Below are 14,425 nucleotides of genomic sequence, written 5' to 3' on the forward strand. Positions count from 1 at the left end.
CACCAGACGCAAGGAAGCATTTATGCAGCTTTATATCGCTAATCAGAACTACTCAACTTGGTCACTGCGCGCATGGCTAATATTCGATCACTACAACCTCGCCGCAGACGTCATCAAACTTAAGCTATTCACCCCAGATTTTTATAACACGTTAGCGAAAGTGACACCCACTGCAAAAGTGCCGACTCTGGTTGATGGTGACGTTGCAGTGTGGGATTCATTGGCGATTCTCGAATACGTTAACGATGCCTACCTAAACGGTACTGCATGGCCAAGTTCCATTGCTGAACGCGCCTTAGCCCGAGCTATCTCGGCAGAAATGCATTCTGGTTTTTTCAACATCAGAAATGAGTTACCAATGAACTGCCGAGCCAAAAGAAAGCTGGTTTTGAGTGAAGGTGCCCAGAAAGATATTGCTCGCATCGATGCCATTTGGTCTGAGCAAATGGAGAGATACCCAGAGGGTTGGCTATTTGGAGAATGGTCGATTGCCGATGCGATGTTTGCACCTCTAGCACTGCGAGTCGAAACCTACGGCATAAAGCTTTCGGATAAAGCCCAACAGTATCAACAACGTGTGTTGAATAGTCCGTCGATAAAGGAATGGTTGGCAGAGGCGAGTTTAGAAAAAGATATCGTTGAAGAAGACGAGGCAGGAGAGCCTGTTTAACATGTAGCGAATGAGTCTCGAATAACTTCGAGACTCATTGTTTTCATAAGGGAATACGATCTACTGACTCGCTATTCAGCAGTAACGCTCTCTTGGTGAACGTTCGCTTCAAATTCCAATATGTCACCCGGTTGGCACTCTAACACTTCACACAACTTGTCTAGTGTCGATAGCCTTACCGCTTTGGCCTTGCCATTCTTTAACACCGACAAGTTGGCTTCGGTTATCCCAACCTCTTGTGCCAATGTCTTTAATCGCATTTTTCGCTTGGCCATCATAATGTCTAAATTAATGCGGATAGTCATGACAAGTCCTTTAAATCGTTTGGCTGTGCTCATCAGCCAGAATATAACCTTCTTTCATCACCCATGAGATGATCAAAATTATTATACCTAATATAAGTGTCAAAAAGTCCATCCCCACAAAACTAATCTCAAAGATACGCTCACCTGGTGGATTATTGAACGACAAAATCACCGACATCAATGAACCATAGATAACCGACCCCAAAACCCAATAAAACAAGCTATACCCGAGCTTCTGGTATGACAGTGCATTTTCCAAAGAGAAGATTTCGCCTCGCTCATAGTTACGGAATAAACGTATCAGAACCAGTAGTGCGTATATCAGGATGCTAGACATCGCTAAGCTTGTGAACGCAGCAACCATTCTTGTTGTCATAGTAAGTGGCAACATCGTGTAACTCCCGATGTCATAAGTGAGGTAAAAAATACCAGTCGAACTTATAAAGTCATAGGGAGTCTCAACGGTTAACCAGAAGTAGCACACCATGATAGGAGTAAGCACAAGAAAAGACTGCAATAGCATGCGAACACGTCGGCTTTGTTTTTGGATGTTAGACATAGTTAATGTTCCTGTTAAGTTTACAGGAGGATACTAAGATCAAAACAAACGATGATCAACAATAAATTATCGTTTTGCGATAATTTATTTCCTTTTAGCATCTTAACAAAGCAAATAAAAAAGTGTTAGATTTATCCGTTAATGATGAAGGTTCTAGCTCACTCTCGAGTCGATTCACTTAGCCACCGGTCACCTGAACCTTTACCCAAATCGCAATAATTTTGTCGACTGTGATCGCCTAATCACAATGTGCAGACCTGATTGTTTATATTCAAGCAAATTCAATTCATTAAGATAAACATCATGTTACGAGCCTCTATCGTATTACTCAGTGTCACAAGCTTGGCTGTATCTGCCAATATATCCCTACCCTCAGGTGAGGACTGGATAGCTCATGCCAGCGAAGGATTAGCGCCTTATTGGATGATGCCGAGTGCTCAAGGAGAACCGATAGGCAACTTCCCGACTTTCCGCTGTGATGATGGGACATTGCTTGATGTGACCAACGTTTGTCCTGAGTTAGATCGAGGCTGGATCACGCCACACTTCGGCAAAGAGTTCACTCGGATGAAGTCACGCCAAACCTATGCTTATGGCGTGCTCTACCACCTAACCGGAGACAGACAAGCATTAGCGCTCGCTAAGCAAGGGGCTTACTACCTCATTGAACACTTAGAAGATAAACAAAATGGTGGTTTCATCAGCTTCACCAAAGACGGCAAAGCAGGGCTTGAGTGGCAACATCGAACGGCTCAAGATCAAGCATATGCGCTAGTTGGCTTAGCCATGTACTACTACCTAACTCAAGATAAGAAGGTAGAAGACGCTCTCATCGCTCAACAAGCTTTTATCTTCGAACAATACCGACTTAACGATAACAGTGGCCTTGCGTGGGTGCTTGCCGACGGTGAAGATGGCAAAGTCACTCAGCGGGAATTGGTTGCACAACTTGACCAGATTAACGGCTACATGCTGTTAATAGCTCCACTACTGAAAGATCCTACCAAGACAAAATGGCTTGATGATCTGAATTGGCTGACACAAACCATGATCGAGCACTACCACTCCGAAGATGAACAACGCTTCTACGGTGCCATTCACAGCAAAGCAGCCATGATGCCGAATGCCAATCACAATGATTTTGGTCACACCATCAAAGCGTATTGGATGACTTACCTTACTGGGCAAACTCTGGATAACTCCGAATGGAAAGAGTTCGGTATGCAAGGGATGAAGCACACTTTAGCCCAAGCCCAGTACCAGAAAGACTTCACCGATGTATCCCAATACTTTGGCGACAAGCTTCAAAAGGCATGGCAAGGACGAGAGATTACTGGCTGGCAAAGCAGACCAAACACACATTGGGCTTCGTCATGGGAATGGGCTGAGCTCGACCAAGCGGCAATGACGGTATCGCTTGTCGATGGTTCGATGAAAGAAACCCTACAATACACGTTGCCGACTTTTCACGATGTGTGGGTCGACCACAAATATGGTGGTGTAGGGCTTGAACCTAAGCGCACTAAGGCTTTTCATTGGGGCAACGGCTACCATCAATTTGAGCATGCGTTGATTGGTTACTTATATGCCAGACAAGTGGAAGGCAAACCTGCAGTGCTTCACTACGCGAGACCAGCTAACAGCGAGATACCAATGGAACCGTATTACTATCAAGGCGATGTGGTTAAGTTGGAGATGCTTGAGGGGGGAATGCAGAAGGTCAGCTTCAATAACATCCGGCCTTAGCAGGTTTTCTTAAGCGCACAACGAAAATGAGCCCGTTCAAAGGGCTCATTTTGCTATCTTTTTTTTACTATCTTCTTTTGTTCTGCTCTACCAGCTTTTCATTCCATGCGGTATTGCCATCACGCTTAGAGACATCGTACTCCGCACAGAACTGAGATATGGTCATATTGTTATCGCCAGTGGCAAGCTTGAGAGCCAACTGAACTTGTTGAAGCTTGCTTTGCAGTCGCAAGATTTGACCAGCATTTGGGCTTTTCTCTTTGGCGTATTTTAAAGCCGCATGCTTACGTTCTGCCGCGCCAGCTCTACGATCCGCTTCTGATAACAGATACTTTAACTGCGCAACACTCTTGCCCTTCTTAAAAGCAGGATCAAGCAGCTCAACGCACTCATCAAACGATGGGTTGATAACGTATGGGTCTACTTTATGTGCCTGTTGGCGCATCCACTCTAGTGCGAGTTTTTCATCTGACATAATCGAATCTTTTCCAAAGAAATAGCCCTATATGGTATCGCTCAATAGCGAATGGCTGCAATAGCAAATTAACTTATCTCACGCCTTTAAATACAACGCTACAGAAAGTATTGGTGCCACGCATCAAGAAGCACCCTCTCTTCAAATATTGGCGTTAGAAACGAAATAAAGAGCTAACCACACCGTTAAAACTCGCCAAACCAAACACAAGCAAAACGAAATTAAAAACATTTAAATCAATAGTTTATTGATATTAATCCGTGTAATTTACCCGTCAAATTACACGACTTCTTTGCACTCATTCATAGTTTTGTACATTACTCATTCTAGCCAATAAAACTCACCTACTTTGTTTATATGCATGGATAAACATATAAATCAGAGCAATGAAAAGACGTACATTTTTGAAAAGCGTAGCTGGGGCTGCCTTTGTACCAACCCAACTTTTGGCTTCGCAAGGCAACAATCCTTCCTTATTTCCGGTCTCAATTATGCAGGGTGGGCGCAGCGCAACCTCGGGAGATTTTCACCTTCTTAGTGGAGAATTGCCAGCTGATATCCATGGTCATGTGTTTTTTTCTGAAGGGATACCATTGGAGCCAAACCACCTGAGTCCGAACGGCCGCGGCGCTCTAACCCGTCTCGACTTTTCGCCAAGCAAAGTTTCTTTCTTGCGTAAGATGATTGATACCCCGTCAGCCATCATGCAACAGCATATCTCCTATGGCTATGACAGCTTTAAATTACTTGGTGGTATGGCTTATTACAGCCCGACGATGGGATTCGTCAATTATTGTAATACCGCGCCCAACTACCTGGGTGACAACCGATTCGCGCTCAGCTACGAAGGTGGGGTTCCCTACGAATTTGATGCGCTGAGCTTAGACCTGGTCACACCGATTGGTCACTATGATGAGTGGCAGAGCAGTCTTCCACCTTGGATGAGCCCTTTTATTCCTGACAAATGGCTGTTTCCACAAGTTCGTACCACAGGCCATCCGTATTTTGATCTCGAGTCGGATGAATGTTTCACCATTAACTACGGTGGAAACATTTCCAATACGGGTACTAGAAATGGATTTATACGGCTTCTGAAATGGGATAAGCACAGCCCTCTACAAGGCTGGAACATTATTGGCCGTAACGGTAAGCCTGCCTTTATCGCAGCAACCGCTCACTCTCTTGGTGTAACACGCCACCACATCCTCGTATTTGAAACTGCAGCGCAAGTCGAGCCGCTACGTATGATCGGTATATCGTCGGTTTATGCTCAGCAACATCGGACTCCAACTTGGATTATTCGTAAGAAAGACCTCTACCCCGGGCGCGATTATGTGGTTGCCGACTACCTAGAACTGGATTTCGATACCTCAGACATCATGTGTAACTACGATGACCATGAAAACGAAATCACCCTATATGGCCAATACCTAGGAGCGATGGACAAATCGGAGCCCCAATACGCACGCGATAAGCGATTACTTGGTGGAAGAACTCCGAGTCAATTGGCAGGTTACCCGGCAGCGCCTATTGATGTCGGCGGCTTAGTACGCGCAAGGATCCAAGTTCAGTCACAATCCGCTCGACAGATAAATGAAGACTTCAGGCTGATAAGAGACGACCAACTTTTTTGGGATATGAATGATCCCGCGTACCGTGGACACTTCCAGTTCCCAGAGCAATTTGAACACATTTATTGGGCTGCCGTTGGCTATCGCAAAGACCATGTCATTAAGCGTGTCGCAGAGGCGTATGAGCACTACCCCAATAGAAGGTTCACCAACGATTCATTACCTCAAGTCGACCAACCCTCGGCTCTCGTGCACATGGACTGCCTTTCGATGAATCTCGCCGATGCGTATCAATTTCCCTCAGATTGTGTGATGCGAACGCCTCAGTTTATGGCTCGCCCTAACAGCACCTCTCAAGACGACGGCTACATATTCACAGCCGTGGTTCGTAGTCACCCTACTCATGGCATTGGAAATGGCAAAGAGATCTGGATCTTTGACGCACAAAACTTAGCACAAGGCCCATTAGCGATCTTAGGGCACCCGCAACTCAATTTTGCGACGACGAATCATGCGCTCTGGGTAGCAGAGATAGGGCCGAGACCTGCTGATGCCTATAAAGCCAACGTAGGAGACTTCTTCAGTTCACGTTTATCAAGCCATCGCAGCGCTGTTCAAGAAGTCATTCAGCAACACATTCTGCCTCGATTTGGCTAATCCATTCGATGAAGAAAACCACCTTTAAAAATCAACTTCGACTAAACCACAAGGAAGTCTTAATGAAAATAAAAACCATGGTACTTGGTAACGCTTTGCTTGCTGCTGTTATGGGGACAGCTTTCTCTCTTCATTCCTATGAACCGGAAAGAGAGATTTCGAACTACCAAGGAACATACACCTGCCACCCTGAAGCGATTTACGACCCACGTTCTATTGATGAAGTGCAGAGCATCGTCCAAGACGCTCTGATACGCGGTAAGAAAGTGATGACGGGAAATCGCAAGTTCGCCAGCCAAATCGATGCCGCCTGCGCCGGTGACGACCAAGTTCAAATCACTCTGAAGAATATGAATAAGATCGTTCACTTCGATGCAACAAATAAGACCGTCACTGTTGAAGCCGGTATGCGGTTCAACGATCTCAATGACTTCTTACGCGGGCAAGGTTACGCGATCAACATGGTGACTGAGTTAGCTATCTTTACCGTTGGTGGCATGCTGGGCAGTGGCACACACGGCTCTACGTTAGATAGACCAAGTAACATGCTCGCTGACTACGTTACCCAGCTAAAAATTGTTGATGGGCAAGGCGAGGTCAGAGTACTTGAGGGCGATTTACTGGACGCCGCAAGAGTGAACCTTGGTGTACTTGGCGTAGTGGTTGAAGCGACATTAAAACTTGAAGATGCCTTTAAAGTGAAAGCAGAAGTCACCGGTTATCGAGATGATTCCGACCTTGAAGACGTGGTACTGGATATTGCACACAACAACTACTCAGCGAACATCGCATGGTTCCCCGGCTTAGGGCGTTACACCACCACACTTTACAACCCAGTTCCAATCGAGACAGAAGGCCAAGCCTACAATGCACAAGCCGATGTCACAGATGCGGAGGAGTTTTTCTTCGGGCTACTGTTTAATGCCGCACACGAATTCCCAGGGTCTGGTTTGCAGTGTCTTGCTGCCGTTGCTCGTTACAATGGTCGAGCAAACTCCTACTTCAGAGACAGCATCACCGGCAAGAAAGTTGATGAGCCTATCGGCTATTCAGACCAAATGCAGTACTTCGAATGCAAAGACCCGAACAAATGTATCTGGGATCGTCTGCCTATCGCGCTTCAAGAAGTTGCTATCGACATTGAGCGCCTACCAAACTGGATCAATGATGTCCGCCAGATCGTCGACGCACACCCACGTACTTGCTTCCCACTCAATGGTATTTACTTCCGATTTGGTAAAGCTTCTGACAGTTATTTAGGAATGAGCGCAGGGCGAGATACCGCTTTCGTCGGCATTGAATACACACTGCGTAAAGAGGGTAAAAAAGAACCTAAAAACTACTTCGTGAACCTAGAAATAGAGCAAATGTCGCTGCGAAAATATGATGCGCGACCTCACTGGGGTAAAAACTCAGTCGCTATTTTTGAGGACATGCCCTCTCGCTTCCCGATGTGGCCTGAGTTCTTGCAAGCCAAAGCGGAGCTGGACCCTTTCGATACCTTCACCAACCCATTCTGGGAGCGTGTGAGTGGTGAAACGCCATTAGAAGATTATCTAAAACCAGGATGTAACGTGCGTGGCGAATGTTACTGTCAAGAAGATGCCCACTGTCAATCAGGGACGACTTGTCAGTCAGGGCTCTACTTCACTGACGCTCGCATCTGCCGAAAATAACCGGCTCGTCGGGCATATAGCACTGCGCTCTATGCCTGATACTCGTTTTTCCAAAGGATCCAACAAAGGACATCACTTCAATGAACCTCTGCCAACTACTGCGTTTAGGGCTAACATGTTGCTGCCTGTTCGTAGCACAAGGATTTGCTACCACACTCGAGGATATACGCCCTCATACTCCATCATCTCAACAAACTTGGGCTGAACAATGGTTCTACAATATCGCCGTTCCAGAGGTCGGCTACTTTAAAATCAGCCTACAAACCTACATCGCTCCTAACTTTACTGACCCAACGCCTAAGGCATACGTGCACCTCGCGTTTACACCGGTAAATGGCAAGACAGTGAAATACGACATCTTTCGTGATGAGTTAATACTTCGTGGTTTTAACGACTCGGAAAAGTTCCATTACGAAATACCGGGGATTGTCGTCGCCAATAAAGACACACTGAATGTAACTTTCGAAGACTTCCAATTCTCGATGCGTTGGGATGGCGAACATACTCATTATTGGCGTGGCAGAAATCCGGGGCAAACGCCTTTCGGTATTATTCCTGAATTACCGGGAGTCGGAGGTAAATGGTTTCTTTACACCGTTGGCACGCCGATTCAATACAGTTTCTACGATGGTGAGCAATCTCTATTTGGAAGCGGATACGCTCAGCTTGATAAAGGGTGGTATGACAAAGAGTCTAGCGCAGGAATGATCTACACCATGGGACTTTCTGATGAACTCTATTACATGTTTACAGGCGCAAAAGTTGGGAATTCTAATATTGAACTGTGGGCTGGCCGCTATATCTCTCCTAATTATGACCTGATCTTCTACCCGGCGATTGGCAATATTTCACTGAAAAGAGAGGTAGATTCCTGCGCAGGGTACTTAAAATTCGAAATGAACAAAATTAAGTACAAGATGGTCATGGAAGTAAAATCCGAACTGGAAAGCTTTTACCCGTTAGCCTTCCCTTCTGTGATTATCTTTGGCGGAGAGCAGAAGTACATGAAATCGATGAAGGCTGCGGTCAATGTATCTTTATATGAGCACAACGTTTTGGCAGAAACCATAGAGATGCCGCAAGCCTTATTGGAGTTTAGTGGCCCTTTCTATTGCGATGCCTTGGATGATATTCAAAATGCATCACTGTAAATCGGCTTTAATACACAACAGGTGCTTCTAACAAAACAACAACGGAGTAGTACTTTCTTGGTGCTACTCCACAACTTAACGCCTTCCAATCAGTTCCAGTAACCCCAAAAGACTCACCTTTCATGCAGACGTAATGATAGCTCACGAAACGGATAATTTTCCTGATCGATAAAAAGCCCATGTTCGTACATATAGGCTCATAAAACACAGGTTCATTTAATCAAGTAGGAAGAGAAAGGTATGAAGGACATCACCCTGTCAAAGAACGATCTTCAAGCCATGGAGCAGCGAGAGCGCACTCGTCTAGTCAACTCATTGTCAGGATTCAAGAGTGCGAATTTGATTGGTAGCTGTGACAGTCAAGGGGCAGCAAACTTGGCCGTGATAAGCTCGGTGGTACATTTAGGCTCTCACCCTCCACTATTTGGTTTTATTGTCCGCCCATGTAAAAGACGCCGCCACACCTTGGACAACATTCTCGAGACCAAACACTTCACCATCAACAGTATTGGCGCTGACTTTTTAAAGAAAGCTCACCAAACCTCTGCGCGATATCCTAAAGAAGTATCCGAGTTCGAGTCGGTCGGCCTGACACCTTATTATGACGATGACTTCTTCGCACCGTTTGTATTAGAAAGCGCTTTGAAAATTGGGTTGGAATTGAAAGAACATATTCAGATAGAGAGCAATCACACCCAGATGCTGATTGGTGAAGTCGTCATGCTTCACGCCCCCAAAAATGCCTTTATGCCCGATGGATACTTGGATCTAGAGGCTTTAGACACAGTCACAATATCAGGGCTAGACAGCTATCACGTGACACAACGGCTATGCCGACTAAGTTACGCTAAACCCGATGAACCATTGTTTCCGCTCACACGCGAAGGCGATCCCACCTCATGGTAGGTCCTTCAACCTAACTCAAAGTCATTTTGTTCAGAAATTGGATACGAAAAGTGGTAACTTCCTCGGCTTAGGTTTGTAAGGCACTGAGCCGTACCTGATAGTATTTACGTTATACACTCATTTCTAAGGACTCCTTTGAAGTTAACCCACTTTAAGTACAAAACCCGTAAAGGCCCTGACTACCGACACGGCGAGCAGGTGTCTTTCATGGATATTAAACAGACCTTCGGTATGGGAAGCATTCGTGTGGGCGCTTGGGTAACCAAAGAAGAAAAGGACTTAGCTGCGAACTTAATATTCGATTCATTAGCAGACCTGGCTTATATTTTGGCTCTGCCACCTGAAACGATAGGCCTTCGTGGCACACTTGGGTTGGCATTTGGCAGTGGTGGCAGAAAAGGCGTACAAGCACATTACGCGCCCAACCAGCGTGAATTGGCACTCGCGAAAAACGCAGGTGCAGGTGCGCTCGCTCACGAGTTTTGGCATGCATTTGACCACTACATCGCTGAAAAAGCGTTTGAGATTGGCGATACTTCAGGACCTCGCAAACACATCTTGTTTGCCAGCGATTGTTGGTTACACGATAGAAAGGTGCGACCTCATCCATTAAACGAGAGTCTGATGTCGCTGTTCGATGCCACGCTACTCAGCGAAAATAACTTGGATAAGCACGATTACGTTGCCCGAAGTGTCATAGCCGACAAAGCGACGTCAGCTCGTTACTTCTCCTTACCAACAGAGATGATAGCGCGCGCTTTTGAGTCCGCCATTGAATCCTGCTCAGATATCGAAAACTCGTACCTAGTCGATGGCACAACAAAGCCGGATATGTTCCCTCTGTATCCAGACCTCACGCATAGAGAACAAATCTACAATGCGATACAAGGCTACTTTGCACCGCTAGGCCGCTCTTTGAGCAAGTAGCTCTTAAAGTAAGTAACGTTTTGGACAGCTAGATCAATAGATGATCCAAGGCTCAAAACTGTTTATAGTCGATACACTTCAACATATATGATTCAGAGGCTGTAATGATCCATTGGCCATCTTTAGTAAAACTAGACGGCGATGATGAACTGATTTACGTCGCATCCGAGAGTGACTTTCAGACAGAATGCTCAGACATGATCTTAGGTGAAGATGATTACCTCATTGATTCTGAAGGTAACAGCTATTCACTTCAATCCAGCTCAAACCAACTGAACCTAGTGAAACGACCTGAGCAATATTCGGTTGAAAACGTGACTAAACTAATTCGCAATCATGAGTTCCAGAAAGCCGAAGTGTGTCTAATGAAAATTCACTTCCCAACTATTGAAGAAGCAATTCAATCTTTGGCTTTTGAGCCACGTTAATAGCTCCCCTGAAAGCTAATAAACGAGACCTGTTAAAACAAAAACAGCGCCTAAATAGGCGCTGTTTTTCGTTTCTTATCTCGTTATCGCTAGTTAAATTGAGCGACCGAAAGCTAGATTAAGCGATAAAAATCTGAGCCAATGCGTAGCCTAAACAACATGCGCCTACGACGCCGATTAAACCCACCGACATGAATGAGTGGTTGAAGTACCACTTGCCAATCTTGGTGGTACCAGACACATCGAAGTTCACTGTTGCGATATCTGATGGGTAGTTCGGGATGAAGAAATAGCCGTAAACCGCTGGCATCAAGCCGATAAGCAGCGCTGGGTCTAACCCTAGACCAAGACCAACAGGCAACTTCATACGTGCCGTTGCCGCTTGCGAGTTTACAACAACCGATACGATGAATAGTGCTAGTGCGAACGTCCAAGGGTAGTTGGTCACCATTTCCACGATGCCAGATTTGAACTGAGGCATTGCGTATTGGAAATAAGTATCTGACATCCAAGCGATACCGAAGATAGCAATGGCCGCCACCATACCCGATTTAAATACCACACCATTTGGTACATCACGTGGGTCAGTTTTGGTTGCCAGCAAAATGATACCGCCGAAGCAGAGCATCATCATTTGGATGATGACCGACATCTTGATTGGCTTGTCGCCGTCTACAATGGTTCTAATCTCAGGCACCATCGCCACAATAACGATCACGACAATAGAAAGTAGGAAAATTAATACCGCATTACGAGCTGAACTAGGTAGCACTTCATCTAATGATGTTGTTGTAGTGCTCTCAATACGCTTTTTCCACTCAGGATCTTTCAAACGCTCTTGGTACTCAGGATCGTCATTCAGTTCTTTACCGCGTTTTAAGCTGTACAGAGAAAGTAGAAAAGTACCGAATAGCGTTGCAGGCACCGTCACCAATAGAATCGAAAGCAAAGTGATAGAGTGTTGAATATCCGATAGCTGCGCTAAGTAATAAACCACAGCTGCCGAGATTGGCGATGCAGTAATCGCAAGTTGAGACGCAACAGAAGCTGCTGCCATCGGGCGCTCGGGACGAATCCCGTTCTTCAATGCCACATCACCGATGATAGGCATGATTGAGTAAACCGCGTGGCCAGTGCCCAATAGGAACGTCATCGAATAGGTAACGAATGGGGCTATCATGGTGACGCGTTTCGGTTTCTTTCTTAGCACCCTTTCCGCGACTTGTAACATGTACTTCAGACCACCAGCCGCTTCGAGGATCGACGCACAAGTCACGACCGCGAGAATAATCAGCATTACAGTGACCGGTGGCGACGTTGGTGGCATCTTGAAGATAAAGACCTCAATCACCAAACCAATGCCCGAGACACCCCCTAAACCAATACCGCCATAACGAGAACCGATATAGAGGACAATAAGCAAAAATAGAAACTCAAAATACAACATAAGCAACCCTGCTAAAAATGTGGACTAGGGTTATTTTGTCTTTATGTTCAATGCGTTACTTATTGGTAGATCACACAATCATTGAGCGTTTTAATGGATTGTTTTTTATAAGATTATGGTCACGATAACAGGCCAATAAGTATCAAGAATGTAATTTTTCATTCGAGCACAGCCGCTAGATTGTTATGCACTCTGATGTTCATTGTTTCTGATAGAACATCGAAATCTATAGAATTAACCTATAAGATCTTTTGGCTATTAAAACAACAAGATGCATATCACCTTCATCGCGTAAAAACCAAGAGCTGAGTACTGCTTACAATAAACCTTCTCGTTTTTTCACAAAGCTTTGACTCGCCTATACCTAGTGGCTATGTCAAAATACTCGCCCTCATGACCACAACACATAAAGAACCACGGATATGAAATTCCAAGCAGCTATTTTTGATATGGATGGCCTACTCCTTGATACTGAGCGCCTGTGTATGCAGATTTTTGAAGAAGCATGTCACGCGCAAGGTGTCCCATTTTTAAAGGACGTTTACTTAGGCATCATCGGCTGTAACGCAAAAACTATCGAACAGATCTTTAGAAATGGTTATGGCGAAGATCTTGATTATCCGGCTCTAAATAATGAATGGCGTACTCGCTATAGCGCGATTGTTAAGAACCAAGCGATTCCGGTCAAAGATGGCGTGATAGAACTGCTGGAATGGCTAAAGTCGAATGACATTCCAATCGCGGTGGCAACCTCAACACAGCTTGATATCGCGAAGAAAAAGCTTGAGTTAGCAGGCCTAGATTCTTACTTCACTTCACTAAGCACAGGCTGCGAAGTGACTCACGGTAAGCCTCATCCAGAGATCTACTTGCTGGCCGCTGAGCGCTTGGGCGTTGCACCTGAAACTTGTCTTGCGTTTGAAGATTCAAACAACGGTATTCGAGCATCGATGGCTGCCAACATGATCAGCTTCCAGATCCCTGATTTAGTCGAACCATGCGATGAAGTAAAAGCGCTTGGGCACACCATCAGCCCTTCGCTGCATGATGTATTGGTACAGCTTCAACAAGCTACGGCTTAAGCTCTGACTGCCGTTGATAATGTTTTTATCAACGTAAACAAGCCTCTCTATTAAGCCGACTCACAGAGTCGGTTTTTTTTATTGCTATTCCTTTTATAAAAGATAAAAACGCGCGCTTGAAACTGTTAAAGTCGATTTGAAATAAATGTTAGGTATTAAGCAACATCAGTAACGGAGAAAGAGACGCGTGAAGGGAAAGTTTGAAGACCAACTGCTTGATTTTGCACAGCAAGAAATGACACAAGATGCAGCACACGACATCAGCCACATTAAACGTGTCGTCAAAACTGCAAAGGCATTGTGTGACCAAGAACAAGCAAAGCTTGAAGTCGTTTTACCAGCGGCTTATCTTCATGATTGTTTCACCTTTCCTAAGAACCATCCAGACAGAGCCCAAAGCTCGAAAATGGCTGCAGACAAGGCGATCGCTTTCCTTAAATCTATCGACTATCCCGCGTCCTATCTTGATGAGATCCATCATGCCATTGTCACGCACAGCTATAGCGCCAACATCATACCAGAGACCTTAGAAGCGCAGATCGTCCAAGATGCCGATCGCCTTGATTCTCTCGGTGCAATTGGTATCGCTCGATGTTTGTACGTGGGTCAGAGCTTTAACGCTGAACTGTATAACCACGAAGACCCGTTCGCTGAACATCGTGACTTGGATGACAAGCATTACAGCGTCGACCACTTCTACGTGAAGCTATTTAAGCTCGCTGAAACCATGAATACCGAATCCGCCAAGTTGGAAGCTAACAAGCGCACTGACTACATGCGCGGCTTTCTTGAACAGTTGGGCGCAGAAGTTTAGTGACTTAGAAA

The 14,425-nt window shown here is 45.4% G+C and carries 14 protein-coding genes; 10 read left to right on the forward strand and 4 right to left on the reverse strand.

Features of this window, described 5'->3' with window-relative positions; translation table 11 throughout:
* Nucleotides 1–22 precede the first annotated feature (22 nt).
* Nucleotides 23–670 (forward strand): glutathione S-transferase family protein, encoded by a 648-nt coding sequence (locus OCV52_RS19795; protein ID WP_137406847.1) that lies wholly within the window; start codon nucleotides 23–25, stop codon nucleotides 668–670.
* Nucleotides 671–741: 71 nt separating this feature from the next.
* Here OCV52_RS19795 and OCV52_RS19800 read toward each other — a convergent pair whose 3' ends face one another.
* Nucleotides 742–975, reverse strand: coding sequence for a helix-turn-helix domain-containing protein (locus tag OCV52_RS19800; protein WP_102425503.1), 234 nt, complete (start codon nucleotides 973–975; stop codon nucleotides 742–744).
* Nucleotides 976–985: 10 nt separating this feature from the next.
* Nucleotides 986–1,534, reverse strand: coding sequence for a DUF2975 domain-containing protein (locus OCV52_RS19805; RefSeq protein ID WP_102425502.1), 549 nt, complete (start codon nucleotides 1,532–1,534; stop codon nucleotides 986–988).
* Nucleotides 1,535–1,837: 303 nt separating this feature from the next.
* Between OCV52_RS19805 and OCV52_RS19810 the strand changes: the two genes are divergently transcribed.
* Complete coding sequence (locus OCV52_RS19810) at nucleotides 1,838–3,280, forward strand: AGE family epimerase/isomerase (protein ID WP_137406846.1); 1,443 nt, start codon at nucleotides 1,838–1,840, stop codon at nucleotides 3,278–3,280.
* A gap of 67 nt (nucleotides 3,281–3,347) precedes the next feature.
* Here the strand turns inward: OCV52_RS19810 and OCV52_RS19815 are convergent, their stop codons facing one another.
* Nucleotides 3,348–3,755 carry a hypothetical protein gene (locus OCV52_RS19815; RefSeq protein ID WP_102425500.1) on the reverse strand — a complete coding sequence of 136 codons (408 nt, stop codon included), beginning with the start codon at nucleotides 3,753–3,755 and terminating at the stop codon, nucleotides 3,348–3,350.
* A 386-nt stretch (nucleotides 3,756–4,141) separates the two neighbouring features.
* Between OCV52_RS19815 and OCV52_RS19820 the strand changes: the two genes are divergently transcribed.
* The 6 genes from OCV52_RS19820 (at nucleotide 4,142) to OCV52_RS19845 (ending at nucleotide 11,071) form a co-directional block, all read left to right on the forward strand.
* Nucleotides 4,142–5,983: a carotenoid oxygenase family protein gene (locus tag OCV52_RS19820; protein WP_137406845.1), complete on the forward strand. Its 1,842-nt coding sequence runs from the start codon at nucleotides 4,142–4,144 to the stop codon at nucleotides 5,981–5,983.
* Between the two features lie 62 nt (nucleotides 5,984–6,045).
* The gene (locus OCV52_RS19825) at nucleotides 6,046–7,659 is read left to right on the forward strand and encodes an FAD-binding protein (protein WP_137406844.1); all 1,614 of its coding nucleotides are present in this window, start codon (nucleotides 6,046–6,048) and stop codon (nucleotides 7,657–7,659) included.
* 80 nt (nucleotides 7,660–7,739) lie between these two features.
* Nucleotides 7,740–8,810: a hypothetical protein gene (locus OCV52_RS19830; RefSeq protein ID WP_137406843.1), complete on the forward strand. Its 1,071-nt coding sequence runs from the start codon at nucleotides 7,740–7,742 to the stop codon at nucleotides 8,808–8,810.
* A 240-nt stretch (nucleotides 8,811–9,050) separates the two neighbouring features.
* A complete protein-coding gene (locus OCV52_RS19835; RefSeq protein WP_137406842.1) occupies nucleotides 9,051–9,716 on the forward strand; it encodes a flavin reductase family protein in 666 nt (221 codons plus the stop codon).
* 135 nt (nucleotides 9,717–9,851) lie between these two features.
* Entirely contained in the window at nucleotides 9,852–10,643 is a 792-nt protein-coding gene (locus tag OCV52_RS19840; RefSeq protein ID WP_137406841.1) for a CLCA_X family protein, read from the forward strand.
* 104 nt (nucleotides 10,644–10,747) lie between these two features.
* A complete protein-coding gene (locus OCV52_RS19845; protein WP_137406840.1) occupies nucleotides 10,748–11,071 on the forward strand; it encodes a DUF4144 domain-containing protein in 324 nt (107 codons plus the stop codon).
* Between the two features lie 118 nt (nucleotides 11,072–11,189).
* On the opposite strand, the gene OCV52_RS19850 is transcribed toward OCV52_RS19845, so the two are convergent.
* The gene (locus OCV52_RS19850; RefSeq protein WP_137406839.1) at nucleotides 11,190–12,518 is read right to left on the reverse strand and encodes an anaerobic C4-dicarboxylate transporter; all 1,329 of its coding nucleotides are present in this window, start codon (nucleotides 12,516–12,518) and stop codon (nucleotides 11,190–11,192) included.
* Between the two features lie 422 nt (nucleotides 12,519–12,940).
* Here OCV52_RS19850 and OCV52_RS19855 point away from each other — a divergent pair, with 422 nt between their 5' ends.
* Both OCV52_RS19855 and OCV52_RS19860 read left to right on the forward strand, forming a co-directional pair.
* On the forward strand, nucleotides 12,941–13,600 hold the full coding sequence (locus tag OCV52_RS19855; protein ID WP_137406838.1) for an HAD family hydrolase: 660 nt from the start codon (nucleotides 12,941–12,943) through the stop codon (nucleotides 13,598–13,600).
* 187 nt (nucleotides 13,601–13,787) lie between these two features.
* Complete coding sequence (locus OCV52_RS19860; RefSeq protein ID WP_137406837.1) at nucleotides 13,788–14,414, forward strand: HD domain-containing protein; 627 nt, start codon at nucleotides 13,788–13,790, stop codon at nucleotides 14,412–14,414.
* Nucleotides 14,415–14,425: the final 11 nt, after the last annotated feature.

Origin of the sequence: Vibrio chagasii, from assembly GCF_024347355.1 — a bacterium.
Lineage (GTDB): Bacteria > Pseudomonadota > Gammaproteobacteria > Enterobacterales > Vibrionaceae > Vibrio > Vibrio chagasii.